Below are 19,811 nucleotides of genomic sequence, written 5' to 3'. Positions count from 1 at the left end.
ACCTTTGTTGTGGTTTGTCCTGTTCATTCGGAATGGCCTTTGGCTGCTGCTGTTGGGGCTTTCAGCCGATGAGCTGCTTGAGGCGGGCCACCGCTTCCTGCAACTGGGCCATCGAATTGGCGGTCGAGAAGCGCACGAAGCGACTGGTGTCCGCAGTGCCGAAATCGCGGCCCGGGGTGATCGCCAGATGTGAGCGCTTCATCACTTCCAGTGCAAAGTCCCAACTGCCGTTGACGCCTATTTTCTCGGCAGCCTGCGTGCAGTCGGCCCAGGCGTAGAACGCGCCGTCGGGCATGACCGGAACCGACAGGCCGAGCTCGTTGAGTGCCGGAATGAAGTAGTCGCGACGTGCCTTGAACTGCGCGCGGCGCTGTTCGTATTCGGCGATGCTGTCCGGCTCGAAACAGGCGAGCGCGGCATGCTGCGAAATCGTGCTTGCACAGATGAACAGGTTCTGCGCCATGCGTTCGATCACCGGCACCATGGCATCGGGCACGACCATCCAGCCCAGACGCCAGCCCGTCATGTTGAAGTACTTGCTGAAGCTGTTGATGCTGATGATGTTGTCGTCGATGGCCAGCGCCGTCTGACCGAAGGCATCGTCGTACGACAGGCCAAGGTAGATCTCGTCGATGATGGTGATGCCGCCGCGTTCCTGCACCACCTTGTGGATGCTGCGCAGCTCGTCGGGCGCGATCGAGGTGCCGGTCGGGTTCGATGGCGAGGCCAGCAGCACGCCGCGTGTCTTCTCGCCCCAGGCGGCTTCGACCTTGGCGGCGCTCAGTTGGTAGCGTTCTTCGGCGGTCGTTGGAATCAGCACCGCATTGCCGTCCGCAGCGCTCACGAAGTGGCGGTTGCACGGATAGCTCGGGTCGGGCATCAGGATCTCGTCGCCCTTTTCGATGAGTGCGAGACATGCCAATTGCAGCGCGGCCGATGCGCCAGCCGTCACGACGATGCGGCGGGCCGGAACATTCACGCCGAAGCGGGTGAGATACCACTCGCTGATCTTCTCGCGCAGGGCTTCGAGGCCGAGGGCGTTGGTGTACTGGGTGATGCCTGCGCGCACGGCGCGGTCGGCCGCTTCCTGCACGAGTGGGGGCGCGGTGAAGTCGGGCTCGCCGATGTTCAGGAAGATCATCGGGTTGGAGGTTCCTGCGACTTCACGGGCGAGTTGCTGCGCGGCCTTGGCCACTTCCATCACGTAAAAAGGTTCAATACGTTCCGCGCGCTGTGAGAATTTCATTTCGCTGTTTCTTGAGGTTCACGAAACCTTGCGGTTCCGATTGGCTGGTCGTTTTGGGGCGCCAATACAGCCCCTCATGCGTCGTTGCGAAGCCTTGCCGTATGAACATACTGTCTGCGGTTTCGACGCCTAGCCTGAGGGGCTGTCTTGGCGTTGGGGCTGACGGTTCGGAGGCTCGCTTTGCTTCGCAGGCCCGCTCCGGTATTCGGGAGCGGGCGCAGAGGGAGGGGCTGTTTTGTTTGCTTTTTACTCGGTGGGTTCCGCCGGGGCTTTTTGCTTGTCTGCGGCGACTTCCTTTTCGCGCAGCTGCGGGGCCAGGCCGTTGAGCACGCCGTTCACATATTTGTGGCCGTCGGTGCCGCCGAATTCCTTGGCGAGTTCGATGCATTCGTTGAGCACGACGCGCCATGGCACGTCCATGCAGTGCAGGAATTCGTAGACGCCGATCCACATCACGGCATGTTCGATGGGGGAGATTTCGGAGAGCTTGCGGTCGAGCTTGGGTTCGATCAGCTTGTCCAGTTCTTCGGCGGTGGTGATGCAGCCATGCAGCACGGCGTCGTAGTGCGCGGCGTCGGCCTTGTGAAAGCCTGCGAGGTCGCGGGTGAACAGGTCGATCGATGCGGGCTCGTTGCCGCTCACGATGTACTGGTACAGCGCTTGCAGCGCGAATTCGCGCGCGCGGCTGCGGCCCGACTTGGAGGCGGCTTTGCGAGCGCCAGTGCTGGTCGTGCCCTTGCGCGACTGACGGGGAGGGCGGGGTGCGTTCAGATCACTCATCACTGCTCTCCATTCAAAAGGTTGTCCAGTTCATCTTCGGGAATGGCGAGCTGGTTCACCAGCAGCGCCATCTCGACGGCCACGCGCGCGGCGTCAGCACCTTTTTCGGTCTGGCGCGCGACGGCTTGTTCCATGTTCTCGGTAGTGAGAATCGCGTTGGCGATCGGCAGGTCGTAGTCGAGGCCGATGCGGGTCACGCCCGCGCCGGATTCGTTGGCCACCAACTCGAAGTGGTAGGTCTCGCCGCGGATGATGCAGCCGAGAGCGATCAACGCGTCGTATTCACCGCGATTGGCCAGCGTCTGCAGCGCCAGCGGCACTTCCAGCGCGCCGGGCACGGTGATGTGGTCGATGCTGTCGGCATCCACGCCGAGCTTGATCAGCTCAGCATGGCATGCATCGAACAGCGCGTTCGTGATGTCTTCATTGAAGCGGGCCTGAACGATGCCGATGGTCAGGCCTTCGCCGTCCAGAGGGATGTTGGAGCCTTTGTTTGCGCCTTGCATAGAGTTCAGTCCTTGGGGATGTAGCCGGTGATTTCGAGACCGTAGCCAGCCATGCTGGGCATGCGGCGCGGTTGACCGAGGAGTTGCATTTTCTGCACGCCGATTTCGCGCAGGATCTGCGCGCCCACGCCATACGAGCGCAGGTCCATGCGGCCGCGTTCGGGCGCATGGGCCGAGCGGGCCTTGCCATCGAATTGTTCGAGCAGTTGTTCGCCGCTTTCACCGCAGTTCAGCAGCACGGCCACGCCCTTGCCTTGTTTGGCGATGTATTCAAGGCTCGATTGCAGGCTCCACGAATGCATGGAGCGGTTGATTTCCAGCGCGTCGAGCACGGAAAGCGGCTCATGCACGCGCACCGGCACGCTGTCGTCAGCGCTCCACGCGCCTTGAACCAGCGCCAGGTGCACGGAGTTGCTGGTGGATTCGTGGAAAGCGTGTGCGGTGAAGGTGCCGTAGGCGGTCTGCAGCTCGCGCGAGCTGACCTTCTGCACCAGTGATTCGTGGCTGCTGCGGTATTGGATCAGGTCGGCGATGGTGCCGATCTTGAGACCGTGTTCAGCAGCAAACAACTGCAGGTCGGGCAGACGGGCCATCGTGCCGTCATCCTTCATCACTTCGCAGATCACGGCAGAGGGCGAGCAGCCTGCCATGGCGGCCAGGTCGCAACCGGCTTCGGTGTGACCGGCGCGCATGAGCACGCCGCCGTCCACGGCTTGCAGAGGGAAGATGTGACCGGGCTGAACCAGATCGGCAGCGGTGGCGTTCTTCGCGACGGCGGCCTGCACGGTGCGCGAACGGTCAGCGGCGGAGATGCCGGTGGTCACGCCCTCGGCGGCTTCGATCGACACGGTGAAAGCGGTGCCCATCTTCGTGCCGTTGCGCGCCACCATGGGCGGCAGCTTGAGCAGTTCGCAGCGTTCGCGGCTCAGCGTCAGGCAGATCAGGCCACGACCGAACTTGGCCATGAAGTTGATGGCCTCGGGCGTCACATGATCGGAGGCGAGCACCAGATCGCCTTCGTTCTCGCGGTCTTCTTCGTCCACCAGAATGACGATGCGTCCAGCGCGCATTTCGGCCACGATTTCTTCAACGGAGGAAACCGGCACAGGCGTGAGGGGGGAATTCATGCGGGGCTTTCGATAGGGGTGTGTGCCGTGCGTCATGCTGGGCAACGCCTGTCCCCAGCGTTGGCCATGCGTTTCCTGTATGCACCTCGACTCGACGACATGCGGTCATCGATGGCAGCAACAAAAAATGCCCGCGCAGGGCGGCCCCTAAAGAACATGCGATGCGACCAGCAGGTCGCCCGGTGGAGGGATTACAAATCCCGAAGGCCGCAATTTTAGTCCAGAGGCGAGCAAGTGCGCTGGCAATCTCGCGAATGAAATCAGTGGACGGCGAGGAATGCTTGCAATGTGCCCGCGCCGGTGGCAGGCATTTGCGGCGTTGCGCAAGCGCTCCAGAAACTCAGATAGACGAGTTCTCGATCTGCAGATCGGTCAGAGGATAGGCGCAGCAGGGCAGCACCCAGCCTTCGGCCTTTTCTTCGGGCGACAGGCCCGGCCATTCGATTTCGTAGCGCACCTCGCCCTTGGAGAGAAAACCGATGCAGGTGCGGCAGGTGCCATTGCGGCAGGAACTGGGCCAGTCCACGCCACCTTGCTCCAGCGAGGTGAGCAGCGGCTGGTCGGGCCAGGCATCCACTTGCGTTCCATCGTCTCCCACTTTGGCGATGAAGAAGGGGGCGACGTTGGGTGTGGAACTCATGGTGGAAAAGGCTGACGGGCGAAGCGCGAAACCGTCCATCTTAGCGCTGGAAACGGCGCTTGTTTTCACAAATGGTCTCTGGCTTGCTTGACTGCGCTTTGCCCAAATTTTGGGCGCTGCAAGGTCAGTCTTTTGAAATCAATGACTTAGGGCGAATTTTTGGCGTTTATCCAAAGTTATCCCCATGATTGTCCAATGCGATCAGGGATAACAATTTACACGCTGCTCAAAAAGCAGGCATCGGGTGGTGATTCGTTTGAAATCAATGGCTTGCATGCGCAGTACAGCCTTTGTTCAGGGTTATCCACAGGATTGTGCAGCGTTTGCCTGAACAACCCGCAAACAGGCTTGGATGACATGCAGATGAATCCATTGGCCATGCCTAAAATTTGTGCGTCGGAATGTGACTCATTGTAAATCAACGACTTACATGCCGAATACCCGCAATGTCCACAGTTATCCACATAGTTGTCCATCAATTCAAGGGATAACCCTAGGACGGGCTGCAGGCAGGCTTTCTTGCGCAAACCTGTAGCGAACGTGACTCGTACTCGTGGCAGTTGCGGCGATTGGCGTACTAACATGCATGCGATTCGACGCGAGCAGGGCTGGTTCCTCGGTCCGCCGAATGGACGCAACCCGCACAATATTTGATCAGGAGCAAGATAGATGGCAATTCGCTTTGATGGCAAGGTGGCAATTGTGACCGGCGCAGGCGGCGGTCTGGGCAAACAGCATGCATTGGCGCTGGCCGCGCGCGGTGCCAAGGTGCTGGTCAACGATCTGGGCGGGGCGGTGGACGGCAGCGGCGGCTCGGTGAGCGCCGCCGAAGCCGTGGTGGCCGAGATTCGCGCTGCTGGTGGCGAGGCGATTGCCAATGGCGCGTCGGTGACCGACTTTGCCGCCGTGCAGGCCATGGTGCAGCAGGCCATCGACATCTGGGCCCGCGTCGACATCCTCGTGAACAACGCGGGCATTCTGCGCGACAAGTCGTTTGCCAAGATGGACATGGCGGATTTCCGCTTGGTCGTCGATGTGCACCTGATGGGTGCAGCCAACTGCTGCAAGGCGGTGTGGCCATACATGATCGAGCAGAAATACGGCCGCATCGTGATGACGACATCCTCCACGGGCCTGTACGGCAACTTCGGTCAGACCAACTACGGTGCGGCCAAGCTCGCGCAGGTCGGCATGATGCAGACGCTGGCCATTGAAGGCGCGAAGTACGGCATTCACGTGAACGCGCTCGCGCCCACGGCCCACACCCGAATGACTGAAGGCCTGATGCCGCAGCAGGTGCTGGATGCCCTCACGCCCGAGTCCGTCGTGCCCGCCATGCTGGTGCTGGCCCACGAGAGCGCGCCCACGCGCACCATCCTGCTGGCGGGGGCTGGCTCGTTCGAGGCAGCGCAGATCACCATGACTGAGGGTATCCATCTAGGTGTGGGCCCGGACGTTCCGGAGAAACTGGCCGAGCAGTTGGCTGCAGTGACCGATCCCGCCGGCCAGAAGGTGCCACAGGGCGGGATGGAGCAGGGCGCGCACGAGTTCGAAAAGGCCTTGGCTGCGGCCCAAAGTGGGCACTGACGGACGGTCGTTGCGCTCGGATCGGGAGGCCGTTCTGCATGTTTCCTACCTCAATTTGAGGAATCACTGCGGACCAAGCACGGTTTCCCCGATTCGACAAGGCGCTTGAGTCGCGGGTTTCGGCAGGCCGTGGCACTCCGTGCTAAGTTCCACCCCCTCACATCAGTGATGGAAGCGCACAAAGAATGACAAATACCTTGCAACAGCACATCGCCGGACTCTCGAAGGAGCGTCTGGCGGGCATGCGTCGCGGCATTGAAAAAGAGGGGTTGCGGGCACTGCCCACTGGCGCTCTGGCATTGACACCACATCCCAAGGGATTGGGGTCGGCCCTGACACATCCACACATCACCACCGACTACAGCGAGTCGCAGCTTGAACTCATCACGGGTGTGCAGCCTTCGGTGCAGGAATGCCTGGACGAACTGGTCGAGGTGCACCAGTTCGTGCACCGTGAGCTGACATCGCACTGCAACGATGAGACGCTGTGGGTGTCGAGCATGCCCTGCGTGCTGCCCACGGACGAGACGATTCCGCTGGGGCGCTATGGCCTGTCGAATTCGGGCCGCTCCAAGAGCGTGTACCGCATGGGCCTCGGCCACCGCTATGGCCGCCGCATGCAGACGATTTCGGGCATCCACTACAACTGGTCGCTGCCCGGCGTGACGAGCGAAGAGTACTTCGGCCTGATCCGCAATTTCCGTCGCCACGCGTTCGTGCTGCTGTATCTGTTTGGCGCATCACCTGCGCTGTGCCCCAGCTTTGTCGAAGGCCGTCAGCATGCGCTCAAGCCGCTCGCCGATGGCAGGCGCGCGCTGTATCTGCCGCATGCCACGTCGCTGCGCATGGGTCGGCTTGGTTATCAGAGCGATGCGCAGGCCACGCTGGCCGTCAGCTACAACGGTCTGGAAGGCTACGCGAACTCGCTGCACGAAGCGCTCACACGTCCTTATCCCGCGTATGAGCAGGTCGGCGTTCGCAATCCCGGTGGCGAGTACAACCAGCTTGGCACCAGCCTGCTGCAGATCGAAAACGAGTTCTACGGCACGATTCGCCCCAAGCGCACGACCAAGAGCGGCGAGCGTCCGCTGCACGCGCTGCGCGAGCGCGGCGTGGAGTATGTCGAGGTGCGTCTGATGGATCTCGACCCGTTCGAGTCGGTCGGCATCAACGCCGACACCATGCGCGTGCTCGACGTGTTCCTGCTGCACTGCCTGTACTCCGACAGCCCGCCGGACACGCCCGAAGAAATCACGCAGCTCAAGAACAACCAGCACCTGACGGCAGAACGTGGCCGCGAGCCCGGTCTGCAACTGGTGAAGAACGGCAAGAACATTGCGCTGGTCGAATGGGGTCAGCAGGTGCTCGAAGAATGCCTGCCGATTGCCGCAGCGCTCGACGCCGCAGAAGGCAGCGATGCCCATGCCAAGGCGCTGCAGGCAGCCATCAAGCTGTTCCAGTCGCCCGACAGCACGCCGTCCGCCCATGTGCTGCGCGAACTCACTGCGCAGTACGACAACAACTTCATCGCCTTCACCAGCGCGCACTCGCAGGCCGCGCGCGATGCACTGATGAACCGTCCGTGGACACAGGCGCAGCAGCAGCGCTATGTGGCGATGAGCGACAAATCGGTGGCCGCGCAACGCGCCATCGAAGAAGCCGACGACATGCCTTTCGAAGCATGGCGCGAGCGCTACATGTCCGTGGAGCAGCTTGGATGAACCCCATGGCGGCGCGGATGCCACGCGTTGCCTTTGAGGAGCGCGCACGCGCCATTCTGCGTGTGCTGCTCAGCTACTACATGACCAACGGCTATGCCGTGGCGCTGGGCTATCTGCTGATCTCGGCAGGCGTGGGTCTGGTGCTCGGCACCGAGGCCGGTGCGGCTGCGGCGCTCGGCGCCGTGGTCGCCATTCCGCCTGACGTGGCGGGGCCGCGCAAGGGCAAGTTCCGGCAGATGATTCCCACGCCCATCATCGGCGTGCCGCTGTTCTTTGCCGTGCAGATGCTGCACAGCTCGCCGCTGGAGCTCGGCATTCTGATCATCGTTGGCACCTTCATCGTCTTCCTCGGAATGGCCTGGGGAAAGAAGGGCGCTCCGATCGCGATTGCGCTCATGTTTGCGATGATTTTCTCGCTGGCCGTGCCGCCCAACGAAGAGGTCAAGCGACTCTCTGCCGCGCTCAGCGTGACGGGCTATTTCGCGCTCGGCGCGTTTCTGTATGTGCTGTATTCGTGCGTCGTCCATCGCTGGTTGAACCCGCGTTATCGCGTGCTGCTGCTGGCCGATACGCTGCTGTCGCTGGCCGACCTCATGCGTCTGCAGGCACGGCAGTTCGGCGAGGACACGCCCGAGACGCGCAGCGAGGCTTCGGGCGGGCTCATCAGCCGCCTGTTGGCGCGCCAGGCGGCACTGGCCGATCAGATCCAGTCCACGCGCGATGTGGTCTTCGAGTCGCCCGACACGCTGCCGCGCCAGCGCCTTGCGGCCATGCTGCTGCACGTGCTCGACATGCGCGATCACATGATCGCCTGCGGGCTCGATCTCGACACGCTCAAGCAGCACGCGGGCCACAACGTCGTGCTCACGCAGATGCATGACCTGCTGATTCTGCTGTCCAGAGAAACCGACATGCTGGCCGATGCCATGCTGTTCGGACGCGAGCCCGAGCGCCCCATGGACTACCGCGCGCAGCTTGAAGACCTGCGCTGGGCGGTGGACGAAGATGCGATGCAGAGCGACCCGAATCGCCTCATCACCTCGCGCAATCCGAGCCCCGATGCGCTGGTGCATTCGCTTGCCGATCGCATGGCGAATCTGAACGACGAAGTGCAGCGTTTGTTCGTGCTCGCGCGCGGCGAAGGCAAGCCCAATCTCGCGGCGGTGCGCACCAGTTGGCATTTGTTCGTGAGCCCGGTGGCTTGGTCGATCAAGCCGTTCTACACGCTGTGGAGCTGGGGTGCGCCAGCGCTTCGGCACGCCGTGCGCGCGGCGTTGGCCATCGGCACGGCGTATGTGATCTCACTGCTGCTGCCTTGGGGCACGCACGAGTACTGGATTTTTCTGACCATCGTCGTGGTGCTGCGCGGCTCGCTCGCGCAGACGCTGGAGCGTCGCAATCTGCGCGTGGGTGGAACCTTGCTGGGTTGCGTGCTCGCGCTGTCCATCCTGTCGCTGCATCCGGGCTATCTCGCGATGATTCTGTGCCTCACCGTTGCGCAGTCCGTCGCGCATGGATTGGCGCTGCGCATGTACCTCTACACGGCCGTCGCTGCGACCGTGCTCGGCCTGATCCAGTCGCACATGATCAGCGCTTCGTCGAGCACCGTGTTCGCGCTGTTCGAGCGCACGGTGGACACGCTGCTTGGCGCGGGCATCGCATGGCTGTTCTCGTACGTGCTGCCGTCATGGGAGCGCTCGCAGATTCCGAACCTCGTGCGCCGCGTCGTCAAATCGCAGATCGACCATGCCCGCACCGCGCTCGACCTGATCCAGCTCGACGCCGTGGACAACACCCCGGAACTCAAATGGCGTCTGGCCCGCAAGGACGCCTACGACAGCCTCACCGCGCTGGTGCTGGCGGCAGAGCGCTCGTTGAAAGAACCCCGCGCCGTGCGCCCACCGCTGCAACCGCTGGAGTTGCTGCAGGCCCACGCCTACCAGATGCTCGCGCAGCTCACCGCCGTCAAGACCTTGCTGCTCATGCGCCGCGGCAATCTGAATCGCGAACGGTTGGAGCAGCCCCTCACACGCGCCATGGAACGCATCACCAATCTGCTGAGCGGCAAGGAAGTCATCGTCGACACCATCGATGCCGACGAGCCCGCAGAGCCAGTGCGTGAGCCCACTTTCGCACCCGGCCCGGAGCATGTGCCGCAGGCGTGGGATGCTGACCTGATGCCGTGGTTCGAACGTCGGCTGGAGCAGGCGATTCTGCTCGCCGCGCAGATCAGGAAGGATGCGGATCAGTTGCTGGGCAAGTGAGTTGGCGGATGCTCAGTCACCGCTTCTCGCAAGTCCCATCCATGCCCACCATGCCCGAGAGCTTCTGCATGCTCGATCGGCCGTCCATGCACTTCTTGAGGCGCGCTGCTTCGGCTTCCTGCTGGGCGATCTGAGTGGCCTTGGCGCGCTGGGCCTGCAGATCGGCCACGCGCTTGCGAATTTCCGGCATCACGGCGACGGTGGCTTTTTCGCCTTCGACAATCGCATTCGCACGCTGGCTGAAATCGGCGGGGCCGATGTCCAGCACCTTGGGGCGAATCGTCACGTCCGCACGTTCGAGTTCTGCCGCGCCCAGCTTCTGGCCCATGATGGCAATCGACTGGTTCAGCGCGCCCAGCATGTTGCCAGGAGCCTGACCACGCGCCTTGTTGGAGATGTCGACCGCGATCACGATGTCCGCGCCCAGCTTGCGCGCCGCATCCACCGGCACGGGGCTGGTGATGCCGCCGTCCACGTAGTGATACTTGCCGATCGCCACCGGCTGGAACACGCCCGGCACGCTGCTCGAAGCGCGCACCGCCTGGCCGGTGTTGCCGACATTGAACACCGTGCGCTCGCCGTCTTCGAGCCGCGTGGACACCGCCACAAACGGCTTGCCCAGCTTGTCGATGGGCTTGTTGCCCACCTGCGCGTTCACATAGTCTTCGAGCTTCTGGCCCAGCACCAGCCCGCCCGACGACAACTGCAGATCGCGGATCTTGGCTTCGTCGAGCGCCACGGCTTTTTCCTGCAACTCGAAGGCATTCATGCCACTCGCGTACATCGCACCCACCACGCTGCCCGCGCTGGTGCCCGAGATGACGGCAGGCGTGAAGCCGTTGGCCTCCAGCATCTTGATCACCCCAATGTGCGCAAACCCCTTGGCCGCGCCGCCGCCGAGGGCCAGGCCGATCTTGATGGGGGCAGTGGCGGTGGTGGTTGTCGTCGTTGGCGATGTTGACGCAGCAGGTGCGGGCGGGTTGCTCCCACAGGCTGACAGGCCGAGCAGTGCCACGGCTGTGATCAGGGGGCGAAGAGTGCGGACTTTCCTTTGCATACCGGGGCTTGGGTGGGGCGTTGATGAAGCGGCTGGCAGTATATCGGCAGGGCCTTGTCTGCATTGGCAGCAATGCTTCCTTTGAAGCGCGCGCCGCCGAGCAACATCGTTTGCTTTACCGAATCTTTAATCTTTGACTATTGATTTAGTATTGTGATTTGAATAGCCTTATTCCGTGAGCGGCCATCCCGACCCAATGCAGGGATCTTCTCGTGCTGCACTTTTTGTTTTTCCGCGAGATATCCGCCATGAACGCCAAGCATCTTTTCGAACTGATGATCGCCATGCTTCCGGTGATCATCGCATTGCACTACTTGGCCCAACGGTTGCGATTGCCGCCTGCGGTGGCTTTGCTCGTTGGCGGTGCGCTGGTGGCTTTTCTGCCGGAATTGCCCGACTTCTCGCCCGATCCGGAAATGATTCTGCTGATCTTTCTGCCGCCCTTGTTGATCGATGGTGCCTGGGGCATCTCCGTGCGTTATCTGCGCAGACACATGATTGGCGTCGCCTCGCTTGCGGTGGGAGCCGTGGTGTTCACCACGCTGGTGGTGGCCATGGCGGCGCATTGGCTTTTCCCCTCACTGCCGTGGGCGGCGTGTGCGGTTCTGGGGGCCATCGTCTCTCCGCCCGACGCCGTTTCTGCGCGCGCCGTGTTGGAGCGCGTGAAGCTGCCACGTCGCCTGACCATGCTGCTGGAGGGCGAAAGTCTGCTCAACGATGCCAGTGGCCTGGTGCTGTTTCGCTTCGCGATTGCGGCCAGTGCCACCGGGTCCTTCAGCACTGTGAATGCGGTGCAGACCTTTGTGCTCCTTGCGATTGGCGGCGCGGTGGTCGGTTGCGCCATCGGTGCTCTCTGGGTGTTCATCGCGCGCAGGTTGCAGGACGAGTATCTGATCATCGTTTCCACGCTGGTGGTGCCGTGGGCGGCCTATGTGCTGGGTGAGCACTTCAAGGTGTCCGGCGTGATCGCCACCGTGGCCGCCGGGCTGGTGTGCGGCACATACCAGTACAAGATTTTCACGGCGGCTGCGCGCATGCGAGGTAGCTCGTTCTGGACCGTGACTATCTTTCTGATGGAGGCAGCGGTGTTCATGCTCATCGGTCTGTCTTTGCGAGGCGTGGTGGACCGGGTGGGCGGCTTTCCTGTCGTCATCGACCAGATGGGAATCCCGGTGCTGGTCATTCTGGCCGCGCTGCTGTTGGCCCGGTTTGGCTGGATCTTTCTCTCGGACGCGGTGATCGTGCTGCTGCGCAAATTCGGAATGAAGCGCCATACCCCGCTCGGTGCACGCGGTGCGCTGATCGTGGGTTGGGCAGGAGTGCGCGGCGTGGTCACGCTGGCGCTTGCGCTGAGTCTGCCGCAGGACTTTCCGGGACGAGATTTCATCATCATCACCGCAGTGGCCGTGATTCTTGTCACCGTGCTGGTTCAGGGAACAACGCTGGGCGCGCTGATTCGCTGGACCGGAATCACCCCTCCGGAATCTGATCGCACGCGCCTGACTCTGAGCGAGGCTGAAGCGATCTTGATGCAGACGCAACTCGCCTATGTACAAAGCATGGCCTACGACAGCGAAGGCGAGCTCAAGCACCCCATGCTGCTGGAGCAGTTCACCCGAAAGGCCGCAGCGTACTCACGTTTCGTGGGACAAGAGGAGGCCTTGCAGCCCAACCTTCATGCGCACTATGACCTGGTGCTCGCCGCCATCGCCGCTTCGCGCTTGGAGCTGAATCGCCTGCACCGGGTGGGCGATATCGACGAGCACACGCTGGGTGAGCTGCAGAAGAATCTGGATCTGGAAGAGTTGAATGCGATTGCCGTGCGCGCGTAGTCGTTGCCGAGCCTTCGGCGTTGCGTCGACTCCGCCGATTCCGCCGATTCAATTGCGCCGCTTCTCCTCCGCCGCCTTCCGAATCCCACTCAACGTCCCTGACGGCGTGATCGCCTCCGGATCGATCAAGCAGTGAAGAATGCTCGGCAGCCCACTCGCACGGGCGCGCGCCAATGCCGGTGCGAATTCCTCAGTGCGTTCCACATGTTCGCCGTGGCCGCCGAAGGCTTTGGCGTAGGCGGCGAAGTCGGGGTTCTTCAACTCTGTGCCACTGATGCGACCGGGGTATTCGCGTTCCTGGTGCATGCGGATGGTGCCGTACATGGCGTTGTCGAGGATGACGACGACGATGTTCAAACCATATTGGATGGCGGTCGCGAATTCCTGGCCGTGCATGAGGAAGTCGCCGTCGCCCGCGAAGATGACGACCTCGCGCTGCGGCCACATGCGCTTGGCCCCCACGCCGGCCGGTGGGCCGTAGCCCATCGATCCGCTCGTGGGTGCGAGCTGGCTGGCGAAGGTGGTGAACGGCCAGAAGCGGTGTATCCAGGTGGCGAAGTTGCCTGCGCCGTTGCAGAAGATGGTGTCGGCTGGCAGCACCTCGCGCAGGTGCTGCATGACTTCTCCCATCTGCAGATGGCCGGGAATGCGGATCTTGCCGGGATCGCTCCAGGCGAGGTATTCGGCGTGGGCGTCCTGCGTGTGTTGCGACCATTTCGGTGCAGCGGACGGTTTGGGTAGTTGTGCGAGCGCTGCGGTCATGGCTTGCGGCGTGGCGTTGATGGCCTGCGCTGCGTGGTAGAGGCGACCAAGCTCGTTGGCGTCGGCGTGCACATGGACCATGGCTTGCTGCGGCTCGGGGATCTGGAACAGCTCGTAGCTTTGCGAGGCGATTTCAGAGAGCCTGCCGCCGAGCACGACGACCAGATCGCTCGCGCGGATGCGTGCGAGCAGCTTGGGGTTGACGCCCAGGCCCAGATCGCCGCCGTAGCTTGCGTGGTTGGCGGGGAACAGCATCTGCCTGCGGAATGAGCAGTAGACGGGGAGTTGCCAGTTGTCCGCAAAGCGCACGAGATTCTGCACGGCTGCTTCATCCCAGCGCGTACCGCCGACGATGACGACGGGGCGCTCGGCTTTTTCAAGGCGCTGCTGCAGTTCGGTGATGGCGTCCGTTCCGGGGTGGATTTCCGTGACCGTGTAGGGGCGGGCGTCGGGCACCTCGACCATGTCGGTCAGCATGTCTTCCGGCAGTGCGATGACGACCGGGCCGGGGCGGCCCGAGGTGGCGATGTGGAAGGCGCGCGAGACCAGTTCGGGGATGCGCGCGGCATCGTCGATCTGCACGGTCCACTTGGTCATGGTGCCGAAGACGGCGCTGTAGTCGAGTTCCTGAAACGCCTCGCGGTCCATCATGCCGCGTGCGACCTGACCGACGAAGACGATCAGCGGCGTCGAATCCTGGTGCGCGATGTGGATGCCCGCGGAGGCGTTGGTCGCTCCCGGCCCGCGCGTGACAAAGCAGATGCCGGGCTGGCCGGTGAGCTTGCCTTGCGCCTCGGCCATCATGGTCGCGCCGCCTTCCTGACGGCAGATGGTCACGTCCACGTTGGCGTCATGCAGTGCGTCGAGTGCGGCCAGATAGCTTTCGCCGGGCACGCAAAAAAGCTGCTTCACGCCGTGCAGCACGAGCTGATCGACCAGCACCTGTCCGCCGGTGCGAGAGGGATTCGGGGTCTTGTGGTTTGTCTCCATGGCGTGCTTTTCGTTCTTTCGTCAAAAAAGGAGGCTGACCCCCGAGGAACTACGGATTCAGGGGACTGCCCGGCGATGCATTCGATTCTGTGCAGATCATGCCCGAGGATGCAAGTGCCAGCCGGCAGGCGTCCACCGCGTCCTCGCGCCAGAATTCGGTGGCTGCGTAGAAACCCTCCCACACGCAGCCATTGCAGCCGCGTCCGCAGCAGGTGTCGGGCTCGGGCGGGGTACGGCGCAGCTCGACGTTCAAGGTCTGCGCGTGCTGCTTGAGCGACGCGAAGATCTGGCGCGCCTGTTCCAGCTCGCCCGTGATGCGCACGGTGGCGAGTTGCTGGAGGGCTTGTTCGAGCGCAGCGGGGCTCACTTGTCGCGGCGCTTGGACTTGTTCCGGGGCGTGTTCTGCTCCAGATAATTGGCAGTTTCGGCGTCGAGTTCGCGGCGCTTTTTGTAGCGCACGGCGAACTGCACGAGAAAGGCAATTCCGAGGGCCAATGCAAACCAGCCGACAATATAGGCTTGGCGCATCAGATCCTGCACATCCGACGAGCGGGAAAAATACGGCGCCAGAAGGATGATCGCGCCAATCAGTGCGCAGATCACGCCTTTGAAAAGCACATCGTTGTCGAGTTTGCGCGATGGTGTGGTGGGAGCTGGCATGGTCGGACGAGGCAGGGCGCGGCAGTGGCCCGCGTCGCAAAAGCAAAAGCCCGATTATCCTTGCGCCCCAGATTTCTCTCTATTCGTGAAAGTACAGTTCCATGGCCATTCAGTGGTTTCCCGGTCATATGCACCTGACGCGCAAGGCGATCGAGGAGCGCATCAAGGACATCGATGTGGTCATCGAGATGCTGGACGCGCGCCTGCCGGGCTCCAGCGCCAACCCGTTGCTGTCCGAGCTCACCGGCCACAAGCCCGCGCTCAAGGTCATCAACAAGCAGGATCTGGCCGATCCTGAACGCACGCCGCTCTGGCTCGATTGGTACAACGCCAAGCTGGAAACGCACGCGATCGCGCTCGATGCATCCGACGCTGCGCCCGCGCGCAAGCTGATCGACGGCTGCCGCAAGCTCGCTCCCACGCGCGTGGGCCTGGCGCGCCCCATGCGCGTGCTGATCTGCGGGATTCCCAACGTGGGCAAGTCCACGCTGATCAACACGCTGTCGGACAAGCGCCAGGCCAAGACCGGCGACGAGGCGGGCGTCACCAAGGTCGAGCAGCGCATCGTGCTGGCCGACGATTTCTATCTGTGGGACACGCCCGGCATGCTGTGGCCGCGCATCATCGTTGACCAGAGTGGCGATCGCCTGGCCGCGTCCGGTGCCATTGGCCGCAATGCGTACGACGAGGAAAGCGTGGTGCTCGATCTGATCGCCTATCTGAAAGGCCACTACGCCGCGCAGTTGAACGAGCGCTACAAGCTGGGCTTGGAGGCCGAAGAAATCAGTGCCATGCACGATGACGAGGTGCTCGAAAAGATCGCCCGCAAGCGCGGAGCGGTGATGTCGGGCGGCAAGTTGAATCTGCAGAAGGCCTCCGAAATCGTGCTCACGGATTTCCGTGGCGGCGTGCTGGGCCGCCTTTCGCTGGAAACACCCGCCGAATTCGAAGGCTGGCTGGCCGATGCGGCGGTGAAGGAAGAGGCCCGCGCCCTCAAGAAGGCCGAGTTGGACAAGCGCAAGGTGCGCAAGGTTGCGAGCCGCGAGCGCCGCAGGGAACCAAAATAACCGTTAGTCTTTTATGATGGATGTCTAAGTTCGATTTAGACGTTCCATCATGAATCACAACAACGGTAACGCCAACCACGCCGCCGCTCCCGGCTCCTTTGCGGCCATTTCTCGCGCCAACACCTTGCTGCGACAGCGTGACGGGCACCATGCCCGGGTCACCTACGAGGAGCTGTTCTTCGATCTGGTCTATGTGTTCGCGGTCACGCAGCTCAGCCATGCCTTGCTGCACCACCTCACGCTCAGCGGGTTGATCGAGGCACTGATCCTCTGGTTTGGCGTATGGCTGGGCTGGCAGTACAGCTGCTGGTTCTCGAACTGGTTCAATCCCGAAACGCCGCAGATTCGCAGCGTGCTGTTTGTCTCGGGCCTGCTGGCGCTGGTCATGGCCTGCGCGGTGCCGACGGCGTTTGGCGACCGGGGGCTGATCTTTGCTGTGGCCTACGCGGCCATGCAGGTGGGGCGAACGGCATACGTCGTCTGGCTGCTGGGGGCCGATCACCCGATGGCACCAAACTACCGCCGCATGCTGGGCTGGCTGTGCATCTCGGCGGCTTTCTGGATTGCGGGCGGGCTCGTGGAGGCGCATACGACGCGCATGGTGCTCTGGCTGGTGGCCATTGCCTGCGAATATTTCTCGCCCATGTTCGGTTTCGCCTTCCCCGGAATGGGCCGCTCCGATACCAGCGAATGGACCATCGAAGGCGGGCATCTGGCCGAGCGTTGCCAGCTGTTCGTGATCGTTGCATTGGGTGAAACGCTGGTGGCAACAGGTGCGGTGATGTCTGAACAGGAGCACTGGGACGCCGGCGTGCTGCTGGCTTTGGGGGCCACCTTCATCGGCACGCTGGCGATGTGGTGGCTGTATTTCGGCACGTCGAGCAAGGACGCCAGTGCGGTGATCACCACATCGGACGATCCGGGTCGCATCGGCGCGTACTTCCACTACATCCACGTGATTCTGGTGGCGGGCATCATCGGCAGCGCCGTGGGCAACGATCTGGTGATGGCGCATCCCTACAGCACATTGACGACCGCGCAGGTGCTCACGCTGGTCGGCGGGCCCGCCGTGTATCTGCTGGGCAGCGCTTTCTACAAGCAGGTCGTTTACGGCTGCGTGCCGATGTCGCACATCGCAGGCGCGATGGCCTTGTTGGCGTTGGTGCCTCTGGGCTTTTTCACCAATCTGCTGGTGATGGGTTGGCTCACTACAGCCGTGCTGCTGGCGGTGAGCTTTCGCGAAGTGCAAGTGCGCCGCCAACCCAAGCTGGGACATGCGGCAGCGAATCACTGATCAAGACCGTGAACGCGTTCCGTTCCGCTCGTTCCAAGCGGCAGAAGATCACTGCTTCTTGGGATGCAGCCGGATCTTTCCTTCCTGCACATAGCGCTCGTACTCATCGCGCGGAATGGCGGTGAGTCCTGCGGTTCTGGAGTCGTCCATCCAACTGATCGTGACGCTGTCGGGCGCGTAGTCCAGATCCACCGGGCCTTCCGGAATGGTCATGGGAACGCCTTCGCCTTCGCGATAAGTGACGAGGCCGTGAATGGTGGCAGAGGCTGACATGGTGTGTCTCCTGGTGGATGGGCCAAGATCAGGCACCGGACGATCCGGGCAATGGCAGATCCTCCATTAAAGAGGCGAGCGTCGGAGCTTCCGTGTCAGACCAGAGCGCGAATCCACTCGGTTACGTTTGAATGGAAAGTTCAGGCGTCTGAATCCGATGAATCTGAGTGTGGTGGCGCATCGTTTGCATGCACCCACGGCATGCTGAGTACGCGATCATGCCAATCGCGCAGGTCAGGGTTGGATGAGGCTTGGTCACTGGCCTGAAGCGACAGCCCGCTGTGCAGATTCAGCCGTTCGCCCGTCACCGGATGCGGCACAGACAGCCTCCAGGCATGCAGCCAAAGCCGCTGCAATCCGAGTTGAGCAGCCCACCAGCGGTTGAGCGGTCCTTTGCCATGCGTGGCATCGCCCAGAATCGGATGGGCGATGTGCTTCAAATGCCTGCGAATCTGGTGTCTGCGTCCGGTCAGCGGTGTGGCGTGCACCAGCGATGCGCGCGTGTGCTCGAAACGTGGATCGCTCGACAAAGGCAGCTCCAGTCGTGCGATGCAGCGTAAGTGGGTGCGCGCATCCTGAACGGGCGCATCGGGCGGTGCATCGTCGGGGCGCAGCGCGTGGTCCACGTCGCTTTGCCAGGGTGCAAAGCCGCGCACCATCGCCAGATATTCCTTGTCCACGTCATGGCGTTGAAAGGCCTGCGCCAGCGCGCGCGCTGCATCGGAGTGAAGACCCATGACCAGCACGCCGCAAGTGCCTTTGTCCAGACGATGCACCGGGTAGACATGCTGGCCGAGCTGGTTGCGCAGCGCCTGCATCACAAAGCGCGTTTCGCCTGCATCCAGACCGGTTCTGTGCACCAGCCAACCGGCGGGTTTGTACACGGCCACCATGTGGTCATCGCGCCAGAGCAATTCCAGCGGTGGCAAGGGCTGCAAGGGAGTTGGAGCGGTTTCGGCAGGCACTGTGGTGGGGACGACAAAAATGTGAGCGGGCTGCGAGCATAGCCGCTGAATGGCATGACAATGTGATTCATGAATACCACCACCAGCGCTGAAGTCAGCCACAAGTCGTCATCGACCATCCTGCCGCTTTCCCTGTTCGTGCAGGCCAAGCGCGATGATCCTTCACCGCTCATCCTCTATCACGGTCGATGTGCGGACGGCTTCTCGGCGGCGTGGGCAGCCTGGCAATTCTATGAAGGCGAGGTGGAATGCGTGGGTCTTACGCATGGGCAGGTGAAGACGCTGGACGATCTGCCGCCGCTCGAAGGCCGTGCGGTCTACATTCTCGACTTCTCTTTTTCGGCCGACATTCTTTCGCAGATCGATGACCGTGTGGCCAAGCTGGTGATGCTCGATCACCACATCAGTGCACAGCGCGAGTTGGGTGATTACCGTTGCCGTTGCGGGGTAGTGCATTTCGACATGAACAAATCCGGCGCGCGTCTGTCATGGGAATTCTTCCATGGCGATGCGCCCGTGCCCGATCTCATTCGCTTCGTCGAAGACCGCGATCTGTGGCGTTGGCAATACCCGCAGACGCGTGGGTTTGTTTCTGCGCTCGACATGGAACCGTTCGAGCTGCAACGCTGGCAGGAACTGGCCGATTTCACACCGGAGCAACTGGCCGCATTCATCGCGCGTGGTGAGGCGATGGATGAAAAATTCCGCAATCTTGCAGCCGACATTGCGCGCGACGCGCAACCTGTCAACTTCAACGGCGAGCAGGGCGTTATGGTGAATGCACCCGGTGCTTTTCACAGCCTCGTCGGTGATTTGCTGTCGCGCGAAAGCGGCACGTTCGCGCTGATGTGGCAGGTTGGATCGGAAGGTCAGATCAAGGCTGGTCTGCGCTCGCAGCGCGGCTACGATTGCTCGGTGTTGGCCGTCAGCATGGGCGGCGGTGGGCATGCACAGGCATGTGGTTTTCGCATGGCCGCCGAACGTCTTCCAGAACTGCTTGGCGGCACTTTCAAAGCTTAACGATTCTTTGCAATGCGCCC

At 62.3% G+C, this 19,811-nt stretch carries 18 protein-coding genes; 7 read left to right on the top strand and 11 right to left on the bottom strand.

Annotation, left to right across the window (positions count from 1 at the left end):
• Positions 1 to 61: 61 nt before the first annotated feature.
• The 5 genes from G7048_RS02970 to G7048_RS02950 all read right to left on the bottom strand — a co-directional run bounded on the left by G7048_RS02970 (position 62) and on the right by G7048_RS02950 (position 4,299).
• Positions 62 to 1,246, bottom strand: a complete 1,185-nt coding sequence (locus G7048_RS02970; protein ID WP_166066724.1) for a pyridoxal phosphate-dependent aminotransferase — start codon at positions 1,244 to 1,246, stop codon at positions 62 to 64.
• 246 nt (positions 1,247 to 1,492) lie between these two features.
• Positions 1,493 to 2,026: a transcription antitermination factor NusB gene (gene nusB / locus G7048_RS02965; RefSeq protein WP_166066723.1), complete on the bottom strand. Its 534-nt coding sequence runs from the start codon at positions 2,024 to 2,026 to the stop codon at positions 1,493 to 1,495.
• Positions 2,026 to 2,532 carry a 6,7-dimethyl-8-ribityllumazine synthase gene (ribH, locus tag G7048_RS02960; RefSeq protein WP_166066722.1) on the bottom strand — a complete coding sequence of 169 codons (507 nt, stop codon included), beginning with the start codon at positions 2,530 to 2,532 and terminating at the stop codon, positions 2,026 to 2,028. The genes nusB and ribH overlap by 1 nt, the downstream gene beginning before the upstream one ends.
• Positions 2,533 to 2,537: 5 nt before the next feature.
• Positions 2,538 to 3,659, bottom strand: coding sequence for a bifunctional 3,4-dihydroxy-2-butanone-4-phosphate synthase/GTP cyclohydrolase II (gene ribBA / locus G7048_RS02955; protein WP_166066721.1), 1,122 nt, complete (start codon positions 3,657 to 3,659; stop codon positions 2,538 to 2,540).
• Between the two features lie 340 nt (positions 3,660 to 3,999).
• On the bottom strand, positions 4,000 to 4,299 hold the full coding sequence (locus G7048_RS02950) for a 2Fe-2S iron-sulfur cluster binding domain-containing protein (protein WP_166066720.1): 300 nt from the start codon (positions 4,297 to 4,299) through the stop codon (positions 4,000 to 4,002).
• A gap of 669 nt (positions 4,300 to 4,968) precedes the next feature.
• Between G7048_RS02950 and G7048_RS02945 the strand changes: the two genes are divergently transcribed.
• The 3 genes from G7048_RS02945 (at position 4,969) to G7048_RS02935 (ending at position 9,871) form a co-directional block, all read left to right on the top strand.
• A complete protein-coding gene (locus G7048_RS02945) occupies positions 4,969 to 5,886 on the top strand; it encodes an SDR family NAD(P)-dependent oxidoreductase (protein ID WP_166066718.1) in 918 nt (305 codons plus the stop codon).
• A gap of 185 nt (positions 5,887 to 6,071) precedes the next feature.
• Positions 6,072 to 7,607: a glutamate--cysteine ligase gene (gshA, locus tag G7048_RS02940; RefSeq protein WP_166066717.1), complete on the top strand. Its 1,536-nt coding sequence runs from the start codon at positions 6,072 to 6,074 to the stop codon at positions 7,605 to 7,607.
• Positions 7,604 to 9,871 (top strand): FUSC family protein, encoded by a 2,268-nt coding sequence (locus G7048_RS02935; protein ID WP_240933141.1) that lies wholly within the window; start codon positions 7,604 to 7,606, stop codon positions 9,869 to 9,871. The genes gshA and G7048_RS02935 overlap by 4 nt, the downstream gene beginning before the upstream one ends.
• A gap of 16 nt (positions 9,872 to 9,887) precedes the next feature.
• On the opposite strand, the gene G7048_RS02930 is transcribed toward G7048_RS02935, so the two are convergent.
• Positions 9,888 to 10,928: a patatin-like phospholipase family protein gene (locus G7048_RS02930; RefSeq protein ID WP_166066716.1), complete on the bottom strand. Its 1,041-nt coding sequence runs from the start codon at positions 10,926 to 10,928 to the stop codon at positions 9,888 to 9,890.
• Positions 10,929 to 11,176: 248 nt separating this feature from the next.
• Between G7048_RS02930 and G7048_RS02925 the strand changes: the two genes are divergently transcribed.
• Positions 11,177 to 12,760, top strand: coding sequence for a Na+/H+ antiporter (locus G7048_RS02925; RefSeq protein WP_166066715.1), 1,584 nt, complete (start codon positions 11,177 to 11,179; stop codon positions 12,758 to 12,760).
• 48 nt (positions 12,761 to 12,808) lie between these two features.
• Here G7048_RS02925 and G7048_RS02920 read toward each other — a convergent pair whose 3' ends face one another.
• The 3 genes from G7048_RS02920 to G7048_RS02910 are packed head-to-tail and all read right to left on the bottom strand — an operon-like array spanning position 12,809 to position 15,172.
• Entirely contained in the window at positions 12,809 to 14,512 is a 1,704-nt protein-coding gene (locus G7048_RS02920) for a thiamine pyrophosphate-binding protein (protein ID WP_166066714.1), read from the bottom strand.
• 49 nt (positions 14,513 to 14,561) lie between these two features.
• On the bottom strand, positions 14,562 to 14,879 hold the full coding sequence (locus tag G7048_RS02915) for an oxidoreductase-like domain-containing protein (protein WP_371747612.1): 318 nt from the start codon (positions 14,877 to 14,879) through the stop codon (positions 14,562 to 14,564).
• Positions 14,876 to 15,172, bottom strand: coding sequence for a hypothetical protein (locus tag G7048_RS02910; RefSeq protein WP_371747611.1), 297 nt, complete (start codon positions 15,170 to 15,172; stop codon positions 14,876 to 14,878). The genes G7048_RS02915 and G7048_RS02910 overlap by 4 nt, the downstream gene beginning before the upstream one ends.
• A 101-nt stretch (positions 15,173 to 15,273) precedes the next feature.
• On the opposite strand from G7048_RS02910, the gene ylqF reads away from it, so the two are divergent.
• On the top strand, positions 15,274 to 16,239 hold the full coding sequence (ylqF, locus tag G7048_RS02905; RefSeq protein WP_166066713.1) for a ribosome biogenesis GTPase YlqF: 966 nt from the start codon (positions 15,274 to 15,276) through the stop codon (positions 16,237 to 16,239).
• A 49-nt stretch (positions 16,240 to 16,288) separates the two neighbouring features.
• The gene (locus G7048_RS02900; RefSeq protein WP_166066712.1) at positions 16,289 to 17,533 is read left to right on the top strand and encodes a low temperature requirement protein A; all 1,245 of its coding nucleotides are present in this window, start codon (positions 16,289 to 16,291) and stop codon (positions 17,531 to 17,533) included.
• Positions 17,534 to 17,581: 48 nt separating this feature from the next.
• Here G7048_RS02900 and G7048_RS02895 read toward each other — a convergent pair whose 3' ends face one another.
• Together G7048_RS02895 and G7048_RS02890 are read right to left on the bottom strand one after the other, a co-directional pair.
• Positions 17,582 to 17,806: a hypothetical protein gene (locus tag G7048_RS02895; protein WP_166066711.1), complete on the bottom strand. Its 225-nt coding sequence runs from the start codon at positions 17,804 to 17,806 to the stop codon at positions 17,582 to 17,584.
• Positions 17,807 to 17,946: 140 nt separating this feature from the next.
• Positions 17,947 to 18,699: a pseudouridine synthase gene (locus G7048_RS02890; RefSeq protein WP_166070754.1), complete on the bottom strand. Its 753-nt coding sequence runs from the start codon at positions 18,697 to 18,699 to the stop codon at positions 17,947 to 17,949.
• Between the two features lie 141 nt (positions 18,700 to 18,840).
• Here G7048_RS02890 and G7048_RS02885 point away from each other — a divergent pair, with 141 nt between their 5' ends.
• Complete coding sequence (locus G7048_RS02885; protein ID WP_166066710.1) at positions 18,841 to 19,791, top strand: DHH family phosphoesterase; 951 nt, start codon at positions 18,841 to 18,843, stop codon at positions 19,789 to 19,791.
• The last annotated feature ends 20 nt before the right edge of the window (positions 19,792 to 19,811 follow it).

It is taken from the genome of Diaphorobacter sp. HDW4B (assembly GCF_011305535.1).
Classification (GTDB): Bacteria; Pseudomonadota; Gammaproteobacteria; order Burkholderiales; family Burkholderiaceae_C; genus Diaphorobacter_A.
The sequence above is the reverse complement of the archived record's forward strand: the minus strand, read 5'-3'. Positions and strand labels throughout refer to the sequence as shown.

Excerpts from the sequence above, each read along its gene's own strand:
- G7048_RS02970 (WP_166066724.1), bottom strand. The coding sequence starts at position 1,246 with ATGAAATTCTCACAGCGCGCGGAACGTATTGAACCTTTTTACGTGATG.
- G7048_RS02930 (WP_166066716.1), bottom strand. The coding sequence starts at position 10,928 with ATGCAAAGGAAAGTCCGCACTCTTCGCCCCCTGATCACAGCCGTGGCA.
- G7048_RS02895 (WP_166066711.1), bottom strand. The coding sequence starts at position 17,806 with ATGTCAGCCTCTGCCACCATTCACGGCCTCGTCACTTATCGCGAAGGC.
- G7048_RS02935 (WP_240933141.1), top strand. The coding sequence starts at position 7,604 with ATGAACCCCATGGCGGCGCGGATGCCACGCGTTGCCTTTGAGGAGCGC.
- G7048_RS02945 (WP_166066718.1), top strand. The coding sequence starts at position 4,969 with ATGGCAATTCGCTTTGATGGCAAGGTGGCAATTGTGACCGGCGCAGGC.
- gshA (WP_166066717.1), top strand. The coding sequence starts at position 6,072 with ATGACAAATACCTTGCAACAGCACATCGCCGGACTCTCGAAGGAGCGT.
- ribH (WP_166066722.1), bottom strand. The coding sequence starts at position 2,532 with ATGCAAGGCGCAAACAAAGGCTCCAACATCCCTCTGGACGGCGAAGGC.
- G7048_RS02950 (WP_166066720.1), bottom strand. The coding sequence starts at position 4,299 with ATGAGTTCCACACCCAACGTCGCCCCCTTCTTCATCGCCAAAGTGGGA.
- G7048_RS02925 (WP_166066715.1), top strand. The coding sequence starts at position 11,177 with ATGAACGCCAAGCATCTTTTCGAACTGATGATCGCCATGCTTCCGGTG.
- ylqF (WP_166066713.1), top strand. The coding sequence starts at position 15,274 with ATGGCCATTCAGTGGTTTCCCGGTCATATGCACCTGACGCGCAAGGCG.
- G7048_RS02920 (WP_166066714.1), bottom strand. The coding sequence starts at position 14,512 with ATGGAGACAAACCACAAGACCCCGAATCCCTCTCGCACCGGCGGACAG.
- ribBA (WP_166066721.1), bottom strand. The coding sequence starts at position 3,659 with ATGAATTCCCCCCTCACGCCTGTGCCGGTTTCCTCCGTTGAAGAAATC.
- G7048_RS02900 (WP_166066712.1), top strand. The coding sequence starts at position 16,289 with ATGAATCACAACAACGGTAACGCCAACCACGCCGCCGCTCCCGGCTCC.
- G7048_RS02910 (WP_371747611.1), bottom strand. The coding sequence starts at position 15,172 with ATGCCAGCTCCCACCACACCATCGCGCAAACTCGACAACGATGTGCTT.
- G7048_RS02885 (WP_166066710.1), top strand. The coding sequence starts at position 18,841 with ATGAATACCACCACCAGCGCTGAAGTCAGCCACAAGTCGTCATCGACC.
- G7048_RS02890 (WP_166070754.1), bottom strand. The coding sequence starts at position 18,699 with ATGGTGGCCGTGTACAAACCCGCCGGTTGGCTGGTGCACAGAACCGGT.
- nusB (WP_166066723.1), bottom strand. The coding sequence starts at position 2,026 with ATGAGTGATCTGAACGCACCCCGCCCTCCCCGTCAGTCGCGCAAGGGC.